Below are 26775 nucleotides of genomic sequence, written 5' to 3' on the forward strand. Positions count from 1 at the left end.
GAAACAAGAATCAAACAAATGGGTCTTGGAATTTCAATCAATTTATAACAATATTTTAAAATCCCCTTGTACTATCCCAGCTTTAGCTCATTATATTTGTTCTAAATCCATTGATTATCATTCTACTCTTATCCTTAATCTAAGATTAGTATTTTGAGCTATCCTACATAAGTCTCCTGGCTTGCTTTTTGATTTTCGTTTATAGAATATTGAATTTGGAATAGTTCACTAGTACTTCTAAAACATTGATAGAAATTACTTTAACTTCCTGACTGATTTGTTCAGTTCTTATTTCATTCATATATGCTATGCATTAACCGATAGCGGATACCTACGGAGAACTTGCCACTCAGATGTAGGACTTGCCCATCATACAAAAAAACAGACTTCATCCCACAAAGAGATAAAATCTGTTACTATTTTCTACACGATATTTCCTAATTTTTAATCCAGCAGTTGGTCCGCCTGGCTGATGGCTCGCTCGGGGCGCTGGGTAAAGGGCTTGTTGCCGAAAAACTCCAACCATGGTTTACGAACCTCGTCTTTGCTGGTTTCTCTGTATTTTTTAGGTCTTATTTGTAATGTTCTTTCAACAGCACCTCAAACTCAGAGACAGTCATTCCCAATTGCTGGCTGGCTACCTCGGAAGTCAGAAGACCTTGGCGAACCATATCTAGGAAAGCAAAAAGTTTTCCACGTTCAAGTCCACGCTCCAGTCCCTGTTCAATCCCCTCTGCACGGCCACGTTCAAGTCCACGCTCTAAACCTTGTTCAATACCTTGTTCAAGACCTTCTGCCCTAGCAGTTTCCAAGGCATAGTCCTGTGCTAACAAGGCTTGTTCTTCGCGCATACGTAGTTGACTAAACATCTTCCTGTCCTCCTCGGACCAGCTCTTGTAATCCAGCAGCTGGTCTGCTTGGCTGATGGCTCGCTCGGGTTGCTGGGTAAAGGGCTTGTTCCCGAAAAACTCTAACCAGGGCTTGCGAACCTCATCTTTGCTGGTTTCTCTGTATTTTTTTAATTCCAAGAATGCCATCTTGACTAGATGGTTTTCCTGACCATTGTTGGTAATGGTTAAAACATCACCTGTCGTATCTTCTCGCATACTAAAGCTATGAAAAGCTAAGTCATCTGAAAAGTAATTGCTGTCCACGATTGCAATGGCATAGACTGGTGCAATGTGTTTATAGCTCTGGTGTGTATCACCTTCTCGTTGGCGAATTTTTTCAAGATTTTGATTGACCTGACTACACAGGTAAGCCCATAAGCGATTGATGAAAAAATTCTGATGATGCACCTGAATCTCAATAATTACCTGAGTGCCATTGTCCAACTCCGCCAAAACATCTATACTGGTATAGAAATCCTGCGCCGAGTAGGGTAAAGAAGGCAAGACATGAATGTTACTTCCCTCCAAAATGGTCACATTTTTTGCTGGTAAATCCAGCATATCGCGAATAAATTGACAAGTAATTTCTGGATTGCTAAAAATTTTCTTAGCAACCAAGTCATTAGTTGGGCTGATGCCCGGATGTCTTAGAATCATCCTTTTCCTCCTTCTATTATAGCACATTTTTTAATCTAATTTACTAGATTTGATGCTTCTATCTATTTATTCGTAAAAGAAAGCTTTTTTCAGAAGAAAGCGAATCGCTTATTTGAAATTTTTTCCCCTCTGTTGGATAGTCCCGTCTATCTATGTTATAATGAAAGAAGGATTTAAAATCGGAAAAGGAGTATCTATGCTTAAATTAGGTGTCATCGGCACTGGCGCTATCAGCCACCACTTCATAGAAGCAGCCCATGCTAGTGGAAAATACCAGCTGGTCGCTGTCTATTCTAGGAAACTTGAAACCGCAGCAACCTTTGCTTCTCACTATGAGAATATCCAACTATTCGATCAATTAGAAGTCTTCTTCAAATCTTCCTTTGATGTGGTCTATATTGCCAGTCCAAACTCCTTGCATTTTGCTCAGGCAAAAACTGCCTTGTCTGCTGGTAAACACGTCATTCTTGAAAAGCCAGCTGTCACTCAGCCACAAGAATGGCTAGACTTGAGACATACAGCTAAGAAAAATCGCTGTTTTATCTTTGAAGCAGCTCGGAATTACCATGAAAAAGCTTTCACTATCATCAAAAACTTTTTAGCAGACAAACAAATTTTGGGAGCAGATTTCAACTATGCCAAGTATTCTTCCAAGATGCCTGACTTGTTGGCTGGGGAGACACCAAATGTCTTTTCAGACCGTTTTGCTGGTGGAGCTCTTATGGATTTGGGGATTTATCCTCTCTACGCTGCCGTTCGCCTTTTTGGAAAAGCTAATGACGCGACTTACCAGTCTCAACAGCTTGACAATAGCATTGACCTAAATGGTGACGGAATTCTCTTCTACCCAGACTTTCAAGTTCACATCAAGGCTGGGAAAAACATCACTTCCAATCTTCCTTGCGAAATTTACACAACAGATGGAACCTTGACCCTCAACACGATTGAGCATATTCGCTCAGCTATTTTTACCGACCACCAAGGAAATCAAGTCCAGCTCCCTATCCAACAGGCTCCTCATACAATGACTGAGGAAATCGCTACATTTGCACAGATGATTCAGCAACCAGACCAGACACTCTACCAGAATTGGCTGGATGATGCAGGCTCTGTTCATGAGCTACTATATACCATGCGCCAGACTGCTGGCATTAGATTTGAGGCAGAAAAATGAAAACCAAACTACCGACTGAATGGCAAGAACTGAGTGACCAACTCGGTTTCCAAGAATTCACCCCCATTCAAACTCAACTATTTGAGCCCCTTCTTGCTGGAGAAAATCTTCTAGGAGTAAGCCCAACAGGAACAGGTAAGACCCTAGCTTACCTCCTACCAAGTCTTCTCAGACTACAAAAGAAAAAAGCCCAACAACTCTTGATTCTAGCACCAAATACAGAACTTGCTGGACAGATTTTCGATGTATGTAAAACGTGGGCTGAAGCTATCGGCTTGACTCCCCAACTCTTCTTATCAGGTTCAAGTCAAAAACGACAAATTGAACGACTCAAAAAAGGACCAGAAATTCTGATTGGAACCCCTGGCCGTATCTTTGAACTAATTAAATTGAAAAAAATCAAGATGATGAATGTGGAAACCATCATCCTGGATGAATTTGACCAATTACTAGATGATTCTCAGATACACTTTGTAGAGAAAATCACTCACTACGCACCGCGTGACCACCAACTGGTCTACATGAGTGCCACGACCAAGTTTGACCAAGAAAAGATTGCGCCGAATACACGTACCATTGATCTCTCTGATCAAAAACTGGATAATATCCAACATTTCTACATGCAGGTAGACCAGCGTCACCGAGTGGATATGCTACGAAAACTAGCTCATGTGGAGGATTTCCGCGGTCTGGTCTTCTTTAACAGCCTATCAGACCTTGGAAGTGCAGAAGAAAAATTACAGTATCGTGATATCTTGGCTGTTTCTCTCGCTAGTGATGTTAATGTCAAATTTAGAAAAGTCATCTTAGAAAAGTTTAAAGATAAGCAACTAACCCTACTCCTTGCAACTGACCTTTTGGCTCGAGGGATTGATATCGATAGCCTAGAATGCGTCGTAAACTTTGATGTTCCTAGAGATAGCGAAACCTACACACACCGTGCTGGCCGTACTGGTCGTATGGGCAAGGAAGGTTATGTTATCACTCTCGTCACTCATCCAGAAGAACTTAAAAAACTCAAGAAATTTGCGAGCGTACGTGAAATTGTCTTAAAAAACCAAGAACTCTATATCAAATAAAGCTCCGTTGCTCTATACACATCCAGTGTATGGAGCTTTTTTATAAGCAATTCAATTTTATACTCTTCGAAAATCTCTTCAAACCGCGTCAGCTTCGCCTTGTCGTATGTATGGTTACTGACTTCGTCAGTTCTATCTACAACCTCAAAACGGTGTTTTGAGCTGACTTCGTCAGTTCTATCTGCAACCTCAAAACGGTGTTTTGAGCTGACTTCGTCAGTTCTATCTGCAACCTCGAAACCATGTTTTGAGCTGACTTCGTCAGTTCTATCTGCAACCTCAAAACAGTGTTTCGAGCAGCCTGCAGCTAGCTTCCTAGTTTGCTCTTTGATTTTCATTGAGTATTAGTTCAATATCTGAAAAAAAAGAACCTTGCAAAGCAAGATTCTTTTAGTGTCTGACTTAAATAATTGTTCTTCTGGGAACTAAATCGAATTAAGCTTCGATTTCTGTAACCATACCTGAACCAACAGTACGTCCACCCTCACGGATAGAGAATGTAGTACCTTGTTCTACGGCGATTGGGTGGATCAACTCAACGTCGATTGTCACGTTATCACCAGGCATTACCATTTCAGTACCTGCTGGAAGTTCGATTGAACCTGTAACGTCAGTAGTACGGAAGTAGAATTGTGGACGGTAGTTGTTGAAGAATGGAGTGTGACGTCCACCTTCTTCTTTAGTAAGGATGTAGACTTCACCTTTGAATTTAGTGTGTGGGTTGATTGAACCTGGTTTAGCGATAACTTGTCCACGTTCGATTTCATCACGTTGAACACCACGAAGAAGGACACCTACGTTATCTCCGGCAAGACCTTCGTCAAGTTGTTTACGGAACATTTCAACACCAGTAACAACTGCTTTTTGAGTTTCTTCTTTGATACCAACGATTTCGATTTCGTCGTTGACTTTAACGATACCACGGTCGATACGTCCTGAAGCAACTGTACCACGTCCAGTGATTGAGAATACGTCTTCGACTGGAAGAAGCAATGGTTTGTCAGTGTCACGTTCTGGTTCTGGGATGTACTCATCAACTGTGTTCATCAATTCCATAACGATGTCTTCGTATTTAGAGTCACCTTCAAGAGCTTTAAGAGCTGAACCTTGGATAACTGGAAGATCGTCACCTGGGAAGTCGTATTCTGACAATAGGTCACGGATTTCCATTTCAACCAATTCAAGCAATTCTTCGTCGTCAACCAAGTCAACTTTGTTCATGAAGACGATAAGGTGTTTAACACCAACCTGACGTGAAAGAAGGATGTGCTCACGAGTTTGTGGCATTGGTCCGTCAGTTGAAGCTACTACAAGGATAGCTCCGTCCATTTGAGCGGCACCAGTGATCATGTTTTTAACGTAGTCCGCGTGTCCTGGAGCGTCGATGTGAGCGTAGTGACGTTTTTCAGTTTCGTACTCAACGTGCGCAGTGTTGATAGTGATACCGCGTTCGCGTTCTTCTGGAGCAGCATCGATAGACGCATAGTCTTTAGGTTGGTTAACTGATGAAGGCAAGCGACGTGCCAAAACAGTTGTGATAGCTGCAGTTAGGGTAGTTTTACCGTGGTCAACGTGTCCGATAGTACCAATGTTAACGTGTGGTTTACTACGATCGTATTTTTCTTTTGCCATTTGAGTAAAAGCCTCCAATAAAATATATTTTATAGATAGACAGTAGGCAATACAGTCTAACTTTCCTTACTATTTTATCAAATTTCAGCTAAATTGCAAGTGTTTTACAACGTTTTTGTGAATTATTCTTGGTAAAAATTTAGCTAGCTAGTAGAAAGTACTAAATAGACTTATCCTTCAAGGAGTTTTCACCATTATTCATCCACTCACTTGCTGAGAATGCAAACAGTCTCTGGTTTATACTACAAAAGCAAACTAGGAAGCTAGGAAGCTAGGTAAAAGTTACTCACAACATCGGTTTAATACTCTTCGAAAATCTCTTCAAACCACGTCAGCGTCGCCTTACCATGGGTATAGTTGAGACTGGTCAAAAAGTCTTTGAAATCAGAAAAACATATAGTATCAGGTCTTGAGAACCCTTGCTACTATGCGTTTTATTGTGGGAAGATTGACTTCATTTTCTCCTAAAGTCGAGTTTTTGCCCAACCTCTTCATCTACAACCTCAAAACACTATTTTGAGCTGACTTCGTCAGTTCTATCTACAATCTCAAAACTGTGTTTTGAGCAACCTGTGGCTAGCTTCCTAGTTTACTCTTTGATTTTCATTGAGTATAAGATTGCAGATAAAACGATAAGGACGTCGGTCGAAAATAGCCCCCTAATCGCTTATTTTATAGTAAAATGAAATAAAAACTGAACATTTTGTTGAGGAAGGCAAATCAATTCCTCACAATGTTTGAGAAAGAAGGGCGGACTATTCCAACTTTACCCCACTATAAAGCAGACTTACAAGATAGGGAACCCATCACCGATAATATATATAGTAGAATGAAAACTGCACAATTTGATTGGGGAATTCAAACCAATTTCTCACAATGTTTTAGAAACAAGGAGCTATTATTTCAACTGCAAGCTACTATAGCCCATTAAAGCTGAATAGCCTACTGAGACTTCTAAACAACTGCTGGAGAGGAGTTTGTTTCGATTTTCTTTCATTTCCCTAAAAAATCAAAAAAAGAGAACCAGTATGATCCTCTCTTACTTATAGATGGTGCTCACTCAAATGTTAAAGGAGCTATTTCTTAGAGATAAAGGAATTTGAATACAGCTACTGCCGCAATTGCTGCTGCAATAGGTGCTACTACTGGTACCCAAGAATACCACCATTTTGAATCGCCTTTATGCTCACCAAGAACTGATTTTGGAAGGAAAGCATGAAGGAGACGTGGTCCCAAGTCACGAGCTGGGTTCAAGGCAGGTCCTGTAGGTCCTCCAAGTGATGTTACCAAGGCCATAACGAGGAATCCAAGTGCCAAGTGAGCCACAGAAAGTCCTGAAGCAGTGTGTGGAGCCACCTGTGCTTTAATAGCCAAGTCAGAAAAATCAACTGTTTGTCCTGCTTGTGTTGCCATTTGTTTCATGTATTGAAGCACTTCAGCACCAAAGAAGTTTTTAGTCAAACCAAGAGCTGCAAAGAACAAAACAAATGAACCAACAAACTCGTTTACAAAACCATTAACAGTTGCTGCATAGCGACTTTCTTTTGTACCATGGTCAATACTTGAAATAGTTGAGAAAGTTCCCAAGATGTTATTTGAGTTTTCAGTTTTCAAGTAGAATGGGCGGTGTGTTGCCACAACCAAGGCTTGACCAAAGATAGCCCCCAAGACTTGCGCGATAATGTAAGGTACCACTTGTGCCCAAGGGAAAAGACCGCTAACTGCAAGTCCTAGAGTGAAAGCAGGGTTGATGTGGTTCCCAGATACGTTACCAAACATCAAGGCTGGGATCATAACCCCCATACCATAACCAACAGCGATGACGATCCAGCCACTTTGGTGACCTTTCGTACCTTTAAGTTCAACGTTGGCAACTGCACCATTCCCAAGAATGATCAAAATGGCAGTTCCCAAAAATTCAGTGGCATACTTCAGTGCCCATGTGAAATCCATTTGCTAGATTCTCCTTAAAATTTTTTAGATATTCCTTATTTTATCAATTTTTAGCCTATTTAGCAACTAGTTTCTGGAAAGATTTTTAAAAAAATAGGATTCAAAGTTTCCCAGTTCAATGGACTTGTAAGCGTTTTGCTTCCTAGCAAAAAGTTCCCTCTTAAAACCAGGAAAAAAGCCCACATCTGTGAGCTTTTCCTTGTTCCTAGATTCTAAAATCTATTATTTTTCATCTTCTTTTTTCTTGAAGAATCCTAGTCCTAGACCAGCTAACAAGGTCATGATACCAGCACTAGCCAAGGTAGCATTCGCTTCTGTACCTGTGTTTGGCAACTCTGCTTTATCAGATGTTTTTGTAGATGTTGCACTATCTACTGTCTTTTCTGATGTAGCTGTAGCCACTGCTTCACCTTTTTGTTCTGAAACTTTAGATGGTGCTGGGCTTGCAGCTTGTTCTGGACTTGGAGTTTGGTCTTTTGGAGCAGGAGTTTGAGCTTGCTTGGTTCTAAACACATGAACTATCAAGTTATCTCCCTCACGGTGACTCTCAACAAATTCATAGCCTGGAACTTCACCTGCTTCTTGCTTATCAACTGATGGAACCTTCAAGTCTTTTCCATTTTCATCGCGCCATACTGTACGAACCGCTGGAGTTTCAGCTTTGTTTGGTTTTTCTGGCGTTGAAGTTGATGGCGAACTTGATGGAGTCATTGGATGACTAGTTGGGCTTTCTGGTAAAATTGGAGTTCCATTCGCTACTTTCTCAAATGTATGCGTCAAAATACCTTCTTCTAAGCGACTAGATAACCACTTGTAGCCTGCAATTTCGCCAGCAGGTTCTTTTTTGCCAACCACTGGTTTCTTAAGCTCAGTTCCTGCTGTATCTACCCATAGCGTTACTGGATGCTCTGGGTTTGCTGCTTCGATTGATAAAGCAGCGTATACAAACGGAGTATAATCACTCGTTTTATGCTTGGCTTGAGCTTGGACTTTTTCTTTATTGACAACTGATTCTCGTGGAATGGTTACAGTACCTGTTTTCTTGTCTAATGTAACATTTTCAGGTTGTTTGTCTAAGCTCCATTCTCCGTTAGGTTGCTTGGTAAGTTTGAGAACTTCCTCACCAGAGCCATCACTCTTAGGATAAGTGATTTTGACCGTATCCGCATCTTTCTTAGGTGCTTTGACTTCGATGCTTGCTTTATTCGCTTCTTCCACAATAGCGATAGTCGGCGGAGCTACCTTAAGATTTGGTTGGTCTTCAGGCTCAGATGGTTGTCCTGGTTGAGTTGGTGCTTCCTCAGGATTTGTTGGTTTTTCAGGTTGTGGAGTCTCTGGTGTTTCTCCTGGTTTTGGTTGTGGAGTCTCTGGTGTTTCTACTTTTGGTTGAGTACCACGTTTCACAACACGAGTTACAGGGTCTGTTGTTTCTGTTGTTGGTTCATTTGGAGTTACAACACCTGTAGTTTCATCAATATTGTAAGTCGTAGTCTTAACAGTTTCACCATCCTTACCTGCTGTGACTTCTTCTTCTGTTCCTTCTGGAACTGAGTCATCACGTTCATAACGAGTTGGGAATGGAATTGGTGTTTTCTCTACTTTTGGCTGTGTTCCCTTTTTAACAACACGAGTTACTGGGTCTGTTGTTTCTGTTGTTGGTTCATTTGGAGTTACAACACCTGTAGTTTCATCAATATTGTAAGTCGTAGTCTTAACAGTTTCACCATTAACACCTTTAGTAACTTCTTTTTCAGTTCCTTGCGGTACTGAGTCATCACGTTCGTAACGAGTTGGGAATGGAATTTCTGTTCTTTCTACTTTCGGTTGGGTACCACGTTTTACAACACGTGTAACTGGGTCTGTTGTTTCTGTTGTTGGTTCATTTGGAGTTACAACACCTGTAGTTTCATCAATATTGTAAGTCGTAGTCTTAACAGTTTCACCATTAACACCTTTAGTAACTTCTTTTTCAGTTCCTTGCGGTACTGAGTCATCACGTTCGTAACGAGTTGGGAATGGAATTTCTGTTCTTTCTACTTTCGGTTGGGTACCAACTTTAACAACTCGTGTTACTGGCTTCGTTATTTCTGTTGTTGGTTCATTTGGTGTTACGACACCTGTGTCAGGATCCATCGTATACGTTGTCTTTTTGACTGTTTTTCCATCAACACCTTTTACAGTTTCTCTTTCTTCTCCATTTGGAACTGAGTCATCACGTTCATAACGAGTTGGGAATGGAATTGGTGTTTCTTCAACTTTTGGTTTTACTCCAACACGAACAACTTTTTGAACCATTTCTGTTTTTTGAACAGTTGGTTTATTTTCAGTAGTTGTTCCATCTTGTTCATTGAGAGTATAAGTTGTCCTTGTTACAATTTTTCCTTCTGAACCTGGATTGTCAATAACCGTTTTTCCATAGTCTAGGTCTGGGTCTTGGATATACTTAGTCGTAATGTCAATAATCTCTGTTGTTTCTACAGGTTTGATACCAACTTTCACTACTTTTTGCTCCATTGGTGTATCGTTTTCTGTTACAACAGGAGTATGTGTCTCACCAGTTTTTGGATTAACACTATAAGTCGTAGTTTTTGTATGAACCCCTTTCGAACCTGGAGCTACCACTTCTTTCTCATCACGAGTTTTAGTTTCATCAGGAATATAACGAGTTGTGATTTCAGTCTCAACCACTTCTTTCTCAACATTCCCAACCTCTATAACTGTTGGAGTTGGATCTTCTTCACCATCACCACCTGGAACTTCTTCAACTTTATCCGTGTTAGGAATCCACTTATAGGTGATTTCTTGAATCCTTTTCCCTGGAGTTCCTTGAGTTTTCGTTTTCTTTTCATCTTTCTTCAAGTCTGGATTCGCTTCATAGGTAATCGGTGATGGAATAGGTGTCTCTACTTCTTTTGGTTTGGTACCAACGCGAACCACTCTAGGTGTCATTTTCTTCGTTGTCTTTTCTGTAGCCTGAGGATTGCTTAAACTTCCATCCGTCTCAGACACATCATAAACAGTCGTAGTTTCCTTTTCTCCCGGAGCACCCTCAACATCTACAACTGTCTTACCACCTTCCAAGGTAGGATCTTCTTTATAAGTGACCGTCATTGGAATTTCTGATGTAGTTACTTGTTTATTCCCAACTTTGATAACGGTATCTACCTTGTCTACACGCCCTGTAATCGTTTCGTGTGGTGTCACCTGACCTGTATGCTCATCTAAATCATAGGTTGTCTTTTTGGTAACTGAACCATCATGACCATCAACAGATGTTACTTGCGTATTGTAAGGAGTATCAGGATCTCCTACATAACGAGTTGTTTTAGGAGTTGTTTCTACTACTTCCTTCGGTTTTGTTCCGACTTCGTAAACATCGTCTTTTTTATCTATATGATCCCCTTTGTTTACATGGATTCTATATTCAGACGATAATACTACTGAGCCGTCTTCCTTAACTACGTTTTCATCAGCATTCTCATCAACCGTAATAGGTTTACGAGCAACAACTATAGTGTCTTGGTCATCAATTTGCCCATCACTTGGTGCATATTTTCCATCTGGATTGTATTTCCACACACCTGGTTTATTTGGACCATCACCAGTTAACCCAGAGTCAACCACATGAGGATATTTAGGATCTATTTCACTTCTATATGGGACAGTTTTGCCGTCAATTATTCCCCCAGCTTGGCTATTATCTACAGGTTCTGGATTTTTATATTCATCATCAACAGTACCATCTTCATCTTTGTCATACAATTTTGTAAACAACTCTGACATTGGATGATCAAAAAAATAACTGTCCTCTCCCTCTTTAGGTAAAATAAAACTTCGCCCATTATACCCTTCCTCTTTAAGAACAGGTTCATGGCTTTCAATCTCATCATTTCGAACGTATTGCTTACCTTTTGGAATAATAACTTCATAACCAGAATCCGAACTCGAAAGATCTTCAATATTAGTCTCTCCGGGGCCCGATTCATTACCATTAGCATGAACTACATTTGGTGCCATGATTGCAACACCACCTAGGGTAATGACAGTAGCCACTACACAGGAACCGAAAACTTTTCCGATTTTGCGTAAAGCATATTTTTTATTCTTAGTTGATTGTCTTGACATATTTTCCTCAATTTAATATTTATTTTAGTTTATAGATTGTTGACTCCGAGCCAAAAGCCAGATAACTCATCCAACTTTTGGCAGGAAACAACATTTTCTATATTATTCGGATTCATCTTCTTTTTTCTTGAAGAATCCTAGTCCCAAACCTGCTAACAAGGTCAACAATCCTGCCCCAGCTAAGCCAGTATTAGCCTCTGTACCTGTATTTGGCAACTCCTCTCTCTTACCTGTCTCATAAGTCGGAACTTCTGGATCTGGATTCACTGGAGTTTCAGGTCTTGGAGCATCTGGTTCTGGAGTTGGCTCTGGTATTGGAGTCTCTTGATTTGGTAGTTCTGGGCTTGGTGTCGGAGCACTTGGATGCTCTGGATTTGGTTGTGGTCTTGGCTCCTCAGGTCTATCTGGAATTGGTTCGTTAGGAAGAACTGGCGGTATCTTTTCAAATCGATGAATCGTAATACCATCCTCCGTTACAGTTGTAATATATCTGTATCCTGGAATATTTCCAGCTTCATGAGTACCTGGTTGATCTGGTTTAAGTGGATTACCATCTTTATCAAACCAGACTGTAATTTTATATTCTGGCTTGTCTACAGATGGAGAACCTGCAAAGAAAATATGTGTGACTTTATTTCCTTCCAAACGACTTTCCAACCAAACATGATTTGCAATTCGACCTTTTTCATGTAAACCATTTTCAGTTGGTCTTAAGACATTTCCATTTACGTCAATCCATTCTGTTGTTCCTTCAAATTTAGGTACATCAAGAATATTCGGCATAACACTAACAATCTTACTTTGTTTGTACTTATGTTTTGTTTGCGTATCTACCCATGTCTTCGGTTGAACTTGTTCACTTGGAATGTAAACACGACCATTCGTCGGATTGATAGTCACTCCAACTGGAGATTTTTCAATTTTCCACGTACCATCTTTATCTTTCTTCGTAACGATAGTTTCTTTTTCAGTACTGTTTCGTTTTGTAAATGTAATAGATAAAGTATCAGCATCTTTATTTGGCACGTCAACTTCTACAGTATTACCACTTGGACGTTCGACAATTCTCGGTGTCGGTGGAATAACATAGATTTGACGTAACTTCACGACAAAGACTTGAGACGGATCTTTTCCTTCTTCATCTTTTACGTTATCAAATGTTGCTCCATCTTTCAGAGGATTGTCTACTAACTCGTAGTCACCATTATTAACTGGGTCACCTGTTAGTTTCTTCAATGTATCATTAAAGTTTTCTGTTGGGATTTTCTCTCCAGTCTTACCAGTAACTGTGATTCTTGAAGTTTCAAGCTCCGTTTCTTTTCCGTCTTCGCCTACGACAACAAATTTGACAATAGCTCTTTGTCCATCTGGTGTATACTTGATTGGTGTATCCATCTTAGGATCATTTGGCGTTTCTGGAACTGGTGGCACCTTATATCCTTTTTCTGGATGTTCTGGATCTATAGGTACTAATGGAGTTCCGTTTGGTGTCTTAGGTGTATATCCTGGAACGTATGGAATCACTGGCACTTTCGGTACTGGTTGACCTGGTTGTGGCGGAGTGGTTGGATAATCTGGAGTTTTAGGCTTAGTTGGATCATCTGGATCATTTGGATACGGAATTGGTGTTGGTTCTTCTTTTCCTGGTACTTTTGGCACCCATGAACCGATTTTTCTGTATTCAACTGTCACCTCATATGATTCTGTATCAGGTGAAACAGATTTATTTTCTACAGAAGCGACACTTGCAAGGTATCCATCTAATACAGGTGTATTAACTTTTGATAACTCTTTTGTTTCAGTATCCCAAGTACCAATTTTTGTTAAACCTGTTGTTAAGCTTGTGGTTGTATTTCTTGAAAACTCAACCTTATCTACTTTTGTTTTGATTTTTTCCGTATTAAGTTCTGTTCTGACTTCATTTCCATCTTGAACATCAATTTTAACGTATTTAATCGTACGTATTACAGTTGTAGATTCTTTATCTATTGAGATTTTTTCTCTTACTACTAATTTATATGTCTGCGTTGGTTCTTGTTTTCCTTCGTCAGACTCTGTGTCATATTTTGTAGTTGCAGTTATTGGGTTTACTGTATCTACAATGTATCCACGATTTCTTAGTGAAGTTATTTTATCATCAACAGAATGTTTATCTGATTCTTTAACCGTTTCACCAGATTTTCCATTAAACTCTAATTTTTCATTATCCAGTGGTATTTCTACCCCTGTTGTTACATTAACTACTTTAATTAAAATCTTTTGCGGATTTCCTTCATAAGTAATTGGTGTATCCATCTTAGGATCATTTGGCGTTTCTGGAACCGGTGGCACCTTATATCCTTTTTCTGGATGTTCTGGATCTACTGGCACCAACGGTTTCAGTGGATTTGTATTTGGATTTACTGGTTTTGTTGGATCTGTAGGAACCATTGGTGTATATCCTGGTACATATGGAATTACTGGTGGCACTGGTTTATTAGGATCCGTTGGAGTTCCTGGTGTCTCATTACCACCTGGTGTTTCTGGATATTCTGGATTCTTAGGCTTAGTTGGATCATCTGGATCATTTGGATACGGAATTGGTGTTGGTTCTTCTTTTCCTGGTACTTTTGGCACCCATGAACCGATTTTTCTGTATACCACTTTTTCCTCGAATGATTCACTATCTCCTGTCACTTCACGAGATTCTACCTTGGCTTTATCCGCTAGATAGCCTTCTAACACTGGAGTCTTCACTTCTCCTAGTATTTGTTTTTCACTCCATTTTCCATTGCTAATCCGACCTGTAGCCAAGTTTATACTGATGTCACGACTAAAGTTTACAGTCTGAGTATTGGTTGGTTGTGCATTCTCAACTTCTACTTCTGCGCCATTTTGTTCTTCAATTTTAACGTATTTAATCGTTCTTGTAACTGCTTTTGTCTCTGTATCAAAGCTTATCCGTTCTCTAACGAGGAGATCATATACTTGTGTTGGGTCTCCATTTTCTGGATCTTTTTGGTTATCAAAAACTTTACCTTTCAACAAGTCCTTGTTATCAACAGTGTATCCACGTTTTTCCAACTCTTTGATTTTATCTTCTAAAGATTTAGTTGGAATAGCTTGATCCGTTTTACCATCATTGATACCTACAGTATCGTTTTCTAATGGTATCTTCACTCCATCTTTCACATTGTACACTTTGACCAATGCTCGTTGCGAATCAGGGACATAGCTAATTTCTTTATCTGTTCCTGGTTCTGTCGGTATTGATGGCGGAATATAACCTTTTGTTGGGTCTCCTGGAACTTTTGGTTGTAATGGAGTTTCCCCAATTTTCGGTGTGTATCCTGGTACATACGGAATTACTGGGACGTTTGGTGTATTTGGATCTGTTGGATCACCTGGTTTGGTTGGATCAGTTGGGTGGTTAGGATATGGTAGTGGCGTTGGTGTTTCTACACCTGGGACTTTCGGAATCCACGAACCTAATTTCGTATAGACTACTTTCAGTTCTTGATTTGCAGAGTCTGCTTTTAGATGTTCACTTGCTACTACACTTGCTCCACTTGCCTCTACTAAACCACCTTGTGTATCTTGGTTGGCCTTTAAGACATAACCTTTAACCATCGGAGATAGTACCGCATCAAATGTAGTGTCATTATCTACAGCCATCCATTCTCCATAAGTAATGGTTTTGGTCACGACATTGATGGACGCTGTTCTAGTAAAGGTTACTTTATCTGTCACTGCATCTGTCGTTTCTTGACCATTAGCTGTATAGGTGACCTTAGCTCCCTCTTCATCCACATACGTAATTGTACGTGTCACTTCCTTCTTAGTATCCAACTGTTTCACTAAGTCCTCTGTCCATCGTGGGATGGTTGGATCATTTGGTTTGTCTGGATCAACTGGGGTCGTTGGATCAATTGGTGTTCCAGGTTCAATTGGCTTATCTGGCGTTGGCGGTGTTACTGGCACCACTTTTTCATGAACTTTCAGTGTAAAGACTTGCGTTGGGTCTCCATCATCTGGATCCTTAACATTATCAAATTTTTGATTATCTAATAAGTCTTTGTTTTCTACGACATAGCCACGTTTTTCCAAGTCTGTAATCTTCTTGTTAACGTCATCTTTCGGAATATCTGCATCTGTTGAGCCGTTACCAATAGCTACCGTATCGTTTGGTAATGGTATTTCTTTTCCTTCTTTAACGTTTACGACTTTAACGACAGCTCTTTGTGGATCAGCAAGATAGCTTATCTCTGTATTTGTATTAGGTTCTGTCGGTACTGCTGGTGGAATATAACCTTTTGTTGGGTCTCCTGGTACTTTTGGTTCCAACGGTGTTTCCCCAATTTTCGGTGTATATCCTGGGATATACGGAATCACCGGAACATTTGGATCTGTTGGATTACCTGGTTTGGTTGGATCGGTTGGGTGGTTAGGGTAAGGTTTTGGATTCGTATCAGTTCCTTCTGGTGGCACTACACCTTTTGGTATTTTCGGAATCCACGCGCCTAATTTCGTATAAATAACTTTTTCTACTAAATCATTCGAAGTTTCAGAAACTGTTACACTAGCTACGGATAGCTTATCTGCTACATATCCATCTAGTTTTTCTGTTGTTACTTCTGCTAAGTTTTTATCCGTACTTGTCCAGTCTGTATACTCTACAACCGTTCCAGTTGCTACGTTTACTTTTACAGTACGTTTAAAGTGTGCTGTTTGAGTTACAGTTGGTTTAGCGTTTGGAATTTCTTCTCCATTTGGAGTGTCTTTCTTAACATAAGTAATGGTACGTGTAACATCTTTCTTAAGTGACAATTGGTTCACTAACTCTTCTGTCCATTTTGGAATACTTGGATCATTAGGGTCATCTGGAGTATCTGGGTCAATTGGTGTGTTTGGTGTTGGTGGTTCTGTTACTTCTACCACTTTTTCATGTACTTTTAGCGTGAATACTTGGGAAGGGTCTTTCCCTTCTTCGTCTTTTTGCTTATCAAAGCTTGACTTGGTAATCTCAGCGACTACCTCATCCTTATTATCCACAACAAAGCCACGTTTTTCCAAGTCCGTAATCTTGGCAAGCACTTTCTCTGTTGAAATCTTTTCTGCAGTTTTACCTTCAAGATTGACATCTTCTGCCGGTAAGCGCACTTCCACTCCAGTCGTGGTATTGACGACTTTGACCAATGCTTTTTGCGAATCTGGTTCATAGGTGACAGCTGTGTTAGACTTAGGATCGGTTGGTGTTGGCGGTGTATAACCTTGCGTTGGGTCTCCTGGTACTTTTGGTTGTAATGGAGTTTCCCCAATTTTCGGTGTATATCCTGGCACATACGGAATGACTCCTGGTGTCGGATCACCTGGTTTTGTTGGATCAGTAGGATGGTTTGGATAAGGGATTGGATCAATTGGAGTTTCTCCTGCTGGGAGATTTGGTACCCAAGTCCCAATCTTAGTATAAACCACTTCTTCTTGAATATCTTCCGTCGTAGCTGTTACTTCACGTTCTCCAACTTCCGCTCTATCTGCTATATAGCCTGATAGGACTGGCGATGCGACTTTATTTAATGTTTGTGCTTCACTCCATTCACCATAGGTTGTTTCCCCTGTAACAAGGTTGAACTTGACTTCACGGTTAAATGTTGCTTTATCTATAACTGTTGCATGTGCTTCTGTTGAAACTTCTACACCATCTACAAGATCTTTTTTCACGTATTTGATCGTACGTGTTACAGTTTTACTGTCAGTGTCTATGCTGATTGGTTCTTTAACAACTATCTTATAAGTCTGAGATGGTTCTCCTGTAGTGGCATCGTCCACTCTATCGTACTTGGTAGTTGTCGTGATAGGATTGGTGCTCTCCACATTATAACCACGTTGTCTCAAGGCTTTTATCTTGTTATCAACTTTAGTTTTATCATCATCCTCAACTACTTGGTCGGATACGCCACTAAATTCCAGCTTTTCTGTTGGCATTTCCACTTCTTTCCCTGTCGTGATATTGACAACTTTTATCAGGATTTTTTGTGGATTTGGCACATACTCTATCTCTTTATTCTTCTTAGGATCACTAGGTATTTCTGGCACCTTGTATCCCTTTTTAGGATCATTTGGATCCAATGGTTCTAATGGTTTTAAAGGATTCGTATCTGGATTTTCTGGTTGTGTTGGATCCGTCGGTACTTTTGGTGTGTAGCCTGGTACATATGGAATGACTGGTGGGGTTGCTGGAGTTTCAGGTGTCCCTGGATCTCCCGGCTGAGGATTTGGTGTCTCTCCTGGAGTCTCAGGGGTTTCTGGATAAGTTGGAGTTTTAGGCTTGGTTGGATCGTCTGGGTCATTCGGATATGGAATTGGTGTTGAATCTTTTCCTGGTATTTTCGGTACCCATGATCCTAACTTAGTATAAACAACTTTTTTCTCAATGTTTGTTACTTCACCAGTCTTAGTAGGTTTTGTTGCTGTTTCCTCTGTCACCACTTTCTTATCTGCTAGGTAGCCTTTTAATAATGGTGTCTTGACTTCTGGGAAATTCTGATTGTCAGTAGTCCAGTTTCCATATGTAACTGCTTTTGTAACTAGGTTATAGGTAGCAGTCCGTTTGAATAGAACTTTATCTACCTTATTTTCTACTCCACTTGGCTCCTCAGCTCCATCTGGACTTGCTTTCTTGACATAGGTGATGGTTCGTGTTACTTCTACCTTGAGATTAGACTCTTTTAGTCCTGTTTCTGGCCATTTTGGTCCATCTGGAATATTAGGGTCAATCGGGGTATCTGGAGTTGGCGGTTCTGTTACTTCTTTTGTACGCTCTTGTACTGTAATCGTATAAGACTGCGTTGGCTCTTGTCCGTCTACGTCCTCTTGGTCATCACCTTTTCTTGATTCAGGTGTTCCGTCTGTAAAGGTATTGCTGACAATCTCATAACCTGCTTTTTTCAAGGCAGCAACTTTGGCATCAACATCTGTTGATGGGAAGTCTTCACCTACTTCTGTTTCAAGGTTGAGCTTATGTTCTGGTAATTCAACAGCTGTTCCTCCATCTTGTTGTTTCATCACATGAACAACTGCTTTTGCTTTGGTGGCTTCCCCTTCTTCATAGACAAATGTTACAACCTTATCAGCTGAAGTTACTGAACCTGTGACAGCTGCTGAATTTGTATATAAGCCATCAGTATTATCAAGAGAGCGTTTTAGGCGGTATTTTTTCTCACCTGTGTTAATCCCACGTAATTTCTTACTTGTTACATCGTAGCTTGACCCAATAAGGGCTTCTTTTTCTACAAGGTAGGTACCATTATCAGATTTTTCTCCAACTTTTTTAGCTTCTTCATCAGATAGTGGTATATCTTGTCCCTGTTCATCGACATAACGAACCTTTACATTACCAGAGATAGCCTTTCTAACTTCCGACGTTTTCTTACTTTCATCGATTTTTCCTTTGAGTTTTTCCCCTTCTTCTGGTGGAATTTTCTTCTCTTTCACCTGTTTCTCAATGATCCGTTTGGCTACTTCTTTTGATGGTTCTACCGTATCTTGAATAACTGAGAAATCGGCTAGGATAGGTAGGTTATATTGAAGTCTTGGACTTTGCTTATTAACCCCGACACGTTTTTCATTTTCCGCAAACACTTGCACTTTATAGGCTACGACATCTTTGTCCAATGGAATATCCCCTGTTGAGAAGTATCCACCTTTACCTAATTTGTCATTATCTCCATCAATTGCCTCAGTAATTTTTTTTGATAATTCCTCATCAGAAATTACCTTTGAACGTGCAACGTTTTCTTTTTCAACAAAATAGGCAGTGAATTTTGAAAGACCATCTTGTTCCTTCGCAGCAAGTTCATTGGTCTTTAGTCTATTGTACTCAGCTTCTTTTAGTTGACTTGCATCAGGTTGCACTTTCGCTTCCATATGTGAGCCAAGGATTTTTGCTTCTTTACTACCGTTTCTTGCTTCCAGGTAAGTGTAGGCGTTTGTTGATCCAATGGCTGATTTTAAGGCAGAGATTTCTTTTTTTAGTTTAGTTTTTTCCTCTTGATTCGTACTGCTTGCTAAGCTAGCTTCTTTTGTTTTTAGTCTAGCTTCAAGTTCTTGACGATGACTTTTCACTTTTTCTGGATCTGTTTGGAGTTCTAATTGGTCTGTATCTGCATGATAGATAATTTTTTTCGCAGTCGGCAATACAAAATTTAATATTTCATAAACACGATCTGGGTCAGTTCTTTTTAGAGTTCCATCCGATTTCTTATCATTGGTATTCGCCCATGTTGGAGAGTTTGGTTGCACCTCTGGATCCAAAGTTTTGCTAAAACTATTATTAAGCTTATTGGCTACAGTTGTATAACCATCTGTAAAAGGAATCCCTTCTTTAAAAGAGTTTTTTCCCTGAAGTTGTAACTTATCCTTATCTATAGGTAACTCGTAGGTAACTGCCCCTTTGTCTTTTTCAGCGAGCTCTTTTGTGATAATAGGCATTAGGTCTTTATATTGGCTAAATTTAGGGTTTTTTACTTCTGGATGTTGCTCCTTATATCTTGCTGCTGCAAGAGGCTTAACTTTTTTCTCGTGTTCCTCTGTCAATAACTGTTTAATTAGTTTGTTAAACCCTTTTAAATCTACACCTTGGCTGTAGCGTTCTTCGTTCTCTACTACTCCGTCAATTCGGTTGATAGTGTGATCATAGATAGTTTCTTCTTTAGTTGCACCGTCAGTATCACCTTTTTTAATCGCTTTAACAACGATACGATAGGTCCCTTTTGACCCTTCATAGTCTGAGATATATCCTGTTACAAAGTCGATTTTCAAGCGACTTCCATATTTGGTAGAAAAGGCAGTGAAGGTTTTTTCTATTCCATTGAATCCCTCAATATTTGGAGAATGTTGGAGAATATCTTCCTTCTCTTTTACAGGTAAGCTATTAAGATGATCTTTATTCAACTTGTTATTTGCTGTCTTTATATCAAACTCAGAGTTATCTTGTGCTTTATCAGTTCTATTGGCGATAGTACGTCCTTTAGCAAGCATAAGCATATACTTGAAGCGACGGTCTAGGGCTTGCTCGTGGACGTAGACTCGGTCCATGGCGTCAGAACCAAGCATTCCACCTTCTTGGCGTTTGCCATCTTTATCAGTGTACCAACCAGTAAAGTAACCTTCTTTATTTTTCATCCCAACGGCGAATTTACCAGTTGTACCATCTTTTTTCATAATGGCTGTCCATCCACCAAAGCTACTGATTTCTCTAATTTCACCTGGTTGAAGTTTTTTACCATTTGGATCATCAGTGACGTTTCCATTTTCGTCAAATCTAAGTGCATCCCCAAGGGTGTTCATATTTCTCAAGTATGAACGCTCGTTGTTTTGGAAGTCATCCGGCATATTTTGGATGATTTTGTACATGTACTCAACTGTAGCATTCTCATCAGGAGTATCAAATGTTAAGTGGGCATTCTTATCATCCGAACCCTCTTCTCCATCTTTAGGTACATGTACCCCTGGTTGGTCAGTTTTTACTGTCTCACCTTTACGATTGGCATCCAGTACAGGTGAATTTTCACCTGTTGGCTGGTTCTCTCCTGATGCAGTCCCTGTAGCGCCAGCTGGTGTCTCTCCTGTATCCCCATCAGGTAGAGCCCTTTTACCACGAGGTTTGGCACTTCCTGGAGCTACTAGCGGATTTTCAGCTACGGGAGCATTATAGGTGTTTGCTGCTGCATCAGTATTGCTGAGGTCAGGATTGTTTCCTGTCTCTCCATTTCCAGACTGTTCTCGATCTGTCGGGTTTGCTGTCCTCTCAGTTTCCCTCGCTGACTCCACGCCCTCAGCATGAGCAATCCCAGCTCCCATCAAAAGATAGAGCGCCCCAATGACAACACTAGCTGCACCGACACTCACTTTCCGAATACTGTATTTTAATTGTTTTTCTGGATGATTCATTCTTACACTCCATATATATATATATATATATCGTACCCTATTACTTCCTATATAATAGAATACAATTCATGAATATATTATACACCAGTCGGCTTGAAACTTCAAATTTTTTGAATGGAAAGACGACTCTTTTTACTAAGACCAAAGCTAGGTTAGAAGTCCATCATCAGTAAGCCAACACCAAAGATGAAGCCTCATCATCCTTGCCTTGTCGTGTGCATCTTATGGACTTACTTCCTCCTATCAGCAAGCTCAGCGCCGTGCTTTGAGACCTTTCCAGCTTGCTTTTAGATTTCCATTAACTTTTACACTTATTTCTTTAAAAATGAGACAATTCGACATTTTTTCTACTCTTTTTCTACTTTTTCCCGAATAAATAGATAGAAGCATCAAATCTAGTAAATTAGATTAAAAAATGTGCTATAATGAAAGGAGAGCAAACATGACTGTACGTCATCCGGGCATTAGCCCGACCAACGATTTGGTTGCTAAGAAAATTTTTAGCAATCCAGAAATCACTTGTCAATTTATTCGCGATATGCTGGACTTGCCAGCCAAAAATGTGACCATTTTGGAAGGAAGTAACATTCATGTCTTGCCCTCCCTGCCTTACTCAGCGCAGGATTTCTATACCAGTATAGACGTCTTGGCGGAGTTGGACAATGGCACTCAGGTAATTATTGAGATTCAAGTTCATCATCAGAATTTTTTCATCAATCGCCTGTGGGCTTATCTGTGCAGTCAGGTCAATCAAAACCTAGAAAAAATTCGCCAACGTGAAGGAGATACTCATCAAAGTTACAAACACATCGCACCTGTTTACGCAATCGCTATTGTGGATAGTAATTATTTTCAAGATGACTTGGCTTTCCATAGCTTTAGTATGCGCGAGGACACGACAGGTGAGGTCTTAACCATCACAAACAATGGACAAGAAAACCATCTGATCAAGATGGCATTCTTGGAACTAAAAAAATATAGAGAAACCAGCAAAGACGAGGTTCGCAAGCCGTGGTTAGAGTTTTTTGGGAACAAACCCTTTACCCAGCACCCCGAGCGAGCCATCAGCCAAGCAGACCAACTGCTGGACTACAAGAGCTGGTCCGAGGAGGACAGGAAAATGTTTAGTCAACTACGTATGCGTGAAGAACAAGCCTTGTTAGCACAGGACTATGCCTTGGAACAAGCTGAAGAAAAAGGGTTGGAACGTGGTCGTGCAGAAGGTCTTGAACGTGGTCGTACAGAGGGGATTGAACAAGGTTTAGAGCGTGGTCTTGAACGTGGTCGTGCAGAGGGTCGTGAACAAGGACGAGAAGAAGGATTAAAAGTAGGTTTAGTAAATCTAGTACGTCAAGGTCTTCTGACTTCCGAGGTTGCCAGCCAGCAGTTAGGAATGACCGTGGCTGAGTTTGAAGAGCTATTGAAAGACCATCATAAATAAGACCTAAAAATACAGCGAAACCAGCAAAGACAAGGCTCGCAAGCCGTGGTTGGAGTTTTTCGGCAACAAGCCCTTTACCCAAGAACCCGAGCGAGCTATCAGCCAAGCATCCCAACTGCTAAGCTACAAGAACTGGTCCGAGGAGGACAGGAAGATGTTTAGTCAACTACGTATGCGAGAAGAACAAGCCTTGTTAGCACAGGACTATGCTTTGGAACAAGCTGAAGAAAAGGGCTTAGAGCGGGGACTAGAGCGTGGGCGAGCTGAAGGTATTGAACAAGGCATCGAAAAAGGTTTAGAACAAGGACTTGAACGTGGAAAACTCTTTGCCTTCCTAGATATGGTCCGCCAAGGTCTTCTGACTTCTGAGGTAGCCAGTAAGCAATTAGGCATGACTGTCGCTGAGTTTGAAGAATTATTGAAAGACCATCATAAATAAGACCTAAAAAATACAGAGAAACCAGCAAAGACAAGGTTCGCAAACCGTGGTTGGAGTTTTTTGGTAACAAACCCTTTACTCAACAACCCGAGCGAGCCATCAGCCAAGCAGACCAACTGCTGGACTACAAGAGCTGGTCCGAGGAGGACAGGAAAATGTTTAGTCAACTACGTATGCGAGAAGAACAAGCCTTGTTAGCACAGGACTATGCCTTGGAACAAGCTGAGGAAAAAGGACTGAAAAAAGGATTAGTAAATCTCGTTCACCAGCATCTTTTAACCGCTGAGGTTGCAAGTCAGCAATTGGGAATGACTGTGGCTGAGTTTGAAGTGCTGTTGAAAGAACATAAGTGAGAAATCTGTAAATATTACACGATACAAAAACAACTAAAAAGGATAGCTAAATTTCTTGATGTAAAGAGTTTGGCTATCTTTTTTATCTAAGATATTGTTATTTTCAGGAAAGTTTGAACTTTTCACTTTCTTTTCCGAATAAATAGATAGAAGCATCAAATCTAGCAAATTAGATTAAAAAATGTGCTATAATGAAAGGAGAAGAAATATGACTGTACGTCATCCGGGCATCAGCCCAACCAATGATTTGGTTGCTAAGAAAATTTTCAGCAATCCAGAGATCACTTGTCAATTTATTCGCGATATGTTGGATTTACCAGCTAAAAATGTAACTATTTTAGAGGGAAGTAACATTCATGTCTTGCCTTCTCTGCCCTACTCGGCTCAGGATTTCTATACCAGTATAGACGTCTTGGCGGAGTTAGACAATGGCACGCAGGTTATTATCGAAATCCAAGTTCATCATCAGAATTTTTTCATCAATCGCCTGTGGGCTTACTTGTGCAGTCAGGTCAATCAAAATCTTGAAAAAATTCGCCAACGCGAAGGTGATACTCACCAGAGCTATAAACACATCGCACCAGTATACGCTATCGCAATCGTGGACAGCAATTATTTCTCAGATGATTTGGCTTTCCACAGTTTTAGCATGCGAGAGGACACGACAGGTGAAGCCTTAACCATCACAAATAACGGACAAGAAAACCATCTGGTTAAGATGGCGTTCTTGGAATTAAAAAAATACAGAGAAACCAGCAAGGACGAGGTTCGGAAGCCATGGTTGGAGTTTTTCGGGAACAAGCCCTTTACCCAAGAACCCGAGCGAGCCATCAGCCAGGCAGACCAACTGCTAGATTACAAGAGCTGGTCCGAGGAGGACAGGAAAATGTTTAGTCAACTACGTATGCGAGAAGAACAAGCCTTGTTAGCACAGGACTATGCCTTGGAACAAGCTGAAGAAAAAGGGTTGGAACGTGGTCGTGCAGAGGGGATTGAACAAGGTTTAGAGCGTGGGCGAGCAGAAGGCATTGAAGAGGGATTAAAAGTAGGTTTAGTAAATCTAGTACGTCAAGGTATTCTGACTTCCGAGGTTGCCAGCCAGCAATTGGGAATGACTGTGGCTGAGTTTGAAGCGCTGTTGGAAGAACATTACAAATAAGACTTAAAAAATACAGAGAAACCAGCAAAGACGAGGTTCGTAAACCATGGTTGGAGTTTTTCGGGAATAAACCCTTTACCCAGCAACCTGAGCGAGCCATCAGCCAAGCAGACCAACTGCTAGACTACAAGAGCTGGTCCGAGGAGGACAGGAAAATGTTTAGTCAACTACGTATGCGCGAGGAACAGGCATTGTTGGCACAGGACTATGCCTTGGAACAAGCTGAGGAAAAAGGATTAGAACGTGGTCTTGAACGTGGTCGCGCAGAGGGGATTGAACAAGGACTTGAGCGTGGAAAACTCTTTGCCTTCCTAGATATGGTCCACCAAGGTCTGCTGACTTCTGAGATTGCCAGTCAGCAATTGGGAATGACTGTCTCTGAGTTTGAAGAATTATTGAAGGACCATCATAAATAAGACCTAAAAAATACAGAGAAACCAGCAAAGACAAGGCTCGCAAGCCGTGGTTGGAGTTTTTCGGCAACAAGCCCTTTACCCAAGAACCCGAGCGAGCTATCAGCCAAGCATCCCAACTGCTAAGCTACAAGAACTGGTCCGAGGAGGACAGGAAGATGTTTAGTCAACTACGTATGCGAGAAGAACAAGCCTTGTTAGCACAGGACTATGCTTTGGAACAAGCTGAGGAAAAAGGACTGAAAAAAGGATTAGTAAATCTCGTTCACCAGCATCTTTTAACACCTGAGATTGCCAGCCAGCAGTTAGGCATGACTGTGGCTGAGTTTGAGGCACTGTTGAAAGAACATAAGTGAGAAATCTGTAAGCGTTATGCAATCTTAAAACAACCTAAAAAAGATAGCTAAATTTCTTGATGGAAAGAGTTTGGCTATCTTTTTTTACTTAATGTATTGCTATTTTCAGGAAAGTTTGAACTTTTCCCTTTCTTTTCCGAATAAATAGATAGAAGCATAGAATCTAGCAAATTAGATTAAAAAATGTGCTATAATGAAAGGAGAAAGAATATGACCTTACGTCATCCGGGCATTAGCCCAACTAATGACTTGGTTGCTAAAAAGATTTTTAGTAATCCAGAAATCACTTGTCAATTTATTCGCGATATGCTGGATTTACCAGCCAAAAATGTGACCATTTTGGAGGGAAGTAACATTCATGTCTTGCCTTCCCTGCCCTACTCGGCGCAGGATTTCTATACCAGTATAGATGTGTTAGCGGAGTTGGACAATGGCACTCAAGTTATCATTGAGATTCAGGTGCATCATCAGAATTTTTTCATCAATCGCCTGTGGGCTTACCTGTGCAGTCAGGTCAATCAAAACCTTGAAAAAATTCGCCAACGAGAAGGTGATACACACCAGAGCTATAAACACATCGCACCAGTATACGCTATCGCAATTGTGGACAGCAACTACTTCTCAGATGACTTAGCTTTTCATAGCTTTAGCATGCGCGAGGACACGACAGGTGAAGTCTTAACCATCACAAATAACGGTCAAGAAAACCATCTGGTTAAGATGGCTTTCTTAGAACTTAAAAAATACAGAGAAACCAGCAAAGACGAGGTTCGCAAGCCGTGGTTGGAGTTTTTCGGCAACAAGCCCTTTACCCAACAACCAGAGCGAGCCATCAGCCAGGCAGACCAACTGCTGGACTATAAGAGCTGGTCCGAGGAGGACAGGAAGATGTTTAGTCAACTACGTATGCGTGAAGAACAAGCCTTGTTAGCACAGGACTATGCTTTGGAACAAGCTGAGGAAAAGGGCTTGGAGCGTGGTCGCGCAGAGGGGATTGAACAGGGCATCGAAAAAGGTTTAGAACAAGGACTTGAACGTGGAAAACTTTTTGCCTTCCTAGATATGGTCCGCCAAGGTCTTCTGACTTCTGAGGTAGCCAGCCAGCAATTGGGAATGACTGTCTCTGAGTTTGAGGCGCTATTGAAAGATTATCATCATTAAAAGATGCTGGGTA

The 26775-nt window shown here is 40.7% G+C and carries 11 protein-coding genes and 4 pseudogenes; 9 read left to right on the forward strand and 6 right to left on the reverse strand.

What is annotated here, in order from left to right:
- Window positions 1-572: 572 nt before the first annotated feature.
- Window positions 573-1547, reverse strand: a complete 975-nt coding sequence (locus tag HWX15_RS09000) for an Rpn family recombination-promoting nuclease/putative transposase (RefSeq protein WP_175880915.1) — start codon at window positions 1545-1547, stop codon at window positions 573-575.
- A 196-nt stretch (window positions 1548-1743) separates the two neighbouring features.
- On the opposite strand from HWX15_RS09000, the gene HWX15_RS09005 reads away from it, so the two are divergent.
- Complete coding sequence (locus HWX15_RS09005) at window positions 1744-2721, forward strand: Gfo/Idh/MocA family protein (RefSeq protein ID WP_175880916.1); 978 nt, start codon at window positions 1744-1746, stop codon at window positions 2719-2721.
- Window positions 2718-3800: a DEAD/DEAH box helicase gene (locus HWX15_RS09010; RefSeq protein ID WP_175880917.1), complete on the forward strand. Its 1083-nt coding sequence runs from the start codon at window positions 2718-2720 to the stop codon at window positions 3798-3800. The genes HWX15_RS09005 and HWX15_RS09010 overlap by 4 nt, the downstream gene beginning before the upstream one ends.
- Here the strand turns inward: HWX15_RS09010 and HWX15_RS10090 are convergent.
- The 5 genes from HWX15_RS10090 to HWX15_RS10210 form a co-directional block, all read right to left on the reverse strand.
- Window positions 3788-4138 (reverse strand): hypothetical protein, encoded by a 351-nt coding sequence (locus tag HWX15_RS10090; RefSeq protein ID WP_254867375.1) that lies wholly within the window; start codon window positions 4136-4138, stop codon window positions 3788-3790. The two genes, HWX15_RS09010 and HWX15_RS10090, sit on opposite strands and share 13 nt — an antisense overlap.
- A gap of 97 nt (window positions 4139-4235) precedes the next feature.
- Complete coding sequence (tuf, locus tag HWX15_RS09020) at window positions 4236-5432, reverse strand: elongation factor Tu (RefSeq protein WP_001040724.1); 1197 nt, start codon at window positions 5430-5432, stop codon at window positions 4236-4238.
- Window positions 5433-6515: 1083 nt separating this feature from the next.
- The gene (gene gla, locus HWX15_RS09025) at window positions 6516-7385 is read right to left on the reverse strand and encodes an aquaglyceroporin Gla (RefSeq protein ID WP_112444212.1); all 870 of its coding nucleotides are present in this window, start codon (window positions 7383-7385) and stop codon (window positions 6516-6518) included.
- A 222-nt stretch (window positions 7386-7607) separates the two neighbouring features.
- A complete protein-coding gene (locus tag HWX15_RS09030) occupies window positions 7608-11510 on the reverse strand; it encodes a G5 domain-containing protein (protein WP_175880918.1) in 3903 nt (1300 codons plus the stop codon).
- Between the two features lie 102 nt (window positions 11511-11612).
- On the reverse strand, window positions 11613-21440 hold the full coding sequence (locus tag HWX15_RS10210; RefSeq protein WP_175880919.1) for a mucin-binding protein: 9828 nt from the start codon (window positions 21438-21440) through the stop codon (window positions 11613-11615).
- A 442-nt stretch (window positions 21441-21882) separates the two neighbouring features.
- On the opposite strand from HWX15_RS10210, the gene HWX15_RS09040 reads away from it, so the two are divergent.
- From HWX15_RS09040 to HWX15_RS09070, 7 genes and pseudogenes are all read left to right on the forward strand, one after another.
- Window positions 21883-22881, forward strand: coding sequence for an Rpn family recombination-promoting nuclease/putative transposase (locus HWX15_RS09040; protein ID WP_175880920.1), 999 nt, complete (start codon window positions 21883-21885; stop codon window positions 22879-22881).
- 7 nt (window positions 22882-22888) lie between these two features.
- Window positions 22889-23320: pseudogene (locus HWX15_RS09045) on the forward strand (RpnC/YadD family protein); the annotation flags it as partial.
- Window positions 23321-23325: 5 nt separating this feature from the next.
- A pseudogene (locus HWX15_RS09050) lies at window positions 23326-23673 on the forward strand (Rpn family recombination-promoting nuclease/putative transposase); the annotation flags it as partial.
- 208 nt (window positions 23674-23881) lie between these two features.
- Window positions 23882-24832, forward strand: a complete 951-nt coding sequence (locus HWX15_RS09055) for an Rpn family recombination-promoting nuclease/putative transposase (protein ID WP_175880923.1) — start codon at window positions 23882-23884, stop codon at window positions 24830-24832.
- A pseudogene (locus HWX15_RS09060) lies at window positions 24829-25248 on the forward strand (Rpn family recombination-promoting nuclease/putative transposase); the annotation flags it as partial. The gene HWX15_RS09055 and the pseudogene HWX15_RS09060, both read left to right, overlap by 4 nt.
- Window positions 25249-25253: 5 nt before the next feature.
- Window positions 25254-25601: pseudogene (locus HWX15_RS09775) on the forward strand (Rpn family recombination-promoting nuclease/putative transposase); the annotation flags it as partial.
- A gap of 210 nt (window positions 25602-25811) precedes the next feature.
- Complete coding sequence (locus HWX15_RS09070; RefSeq protein WP_175880925.1) at window positions 25812-26762, forward strand: Rpn family recombination-promoting nuclease/putative transposase; 951 nt, start codon at window positions 25812-25814, stop codon at window positions 26760-26762.
- Window positions 26763-26775: the final 13 nt, after the last annotated feature.

It is taken from the genome of Streptococcus thalassemiae (genome assembly GCF_903645285.1).
Taxonomy (GTDB): Bacteria; Bacillota; Bacilli; order Lactobacillales; family Streptococcaceae; genus Streptococcus; species Streptococcus thalassemiae.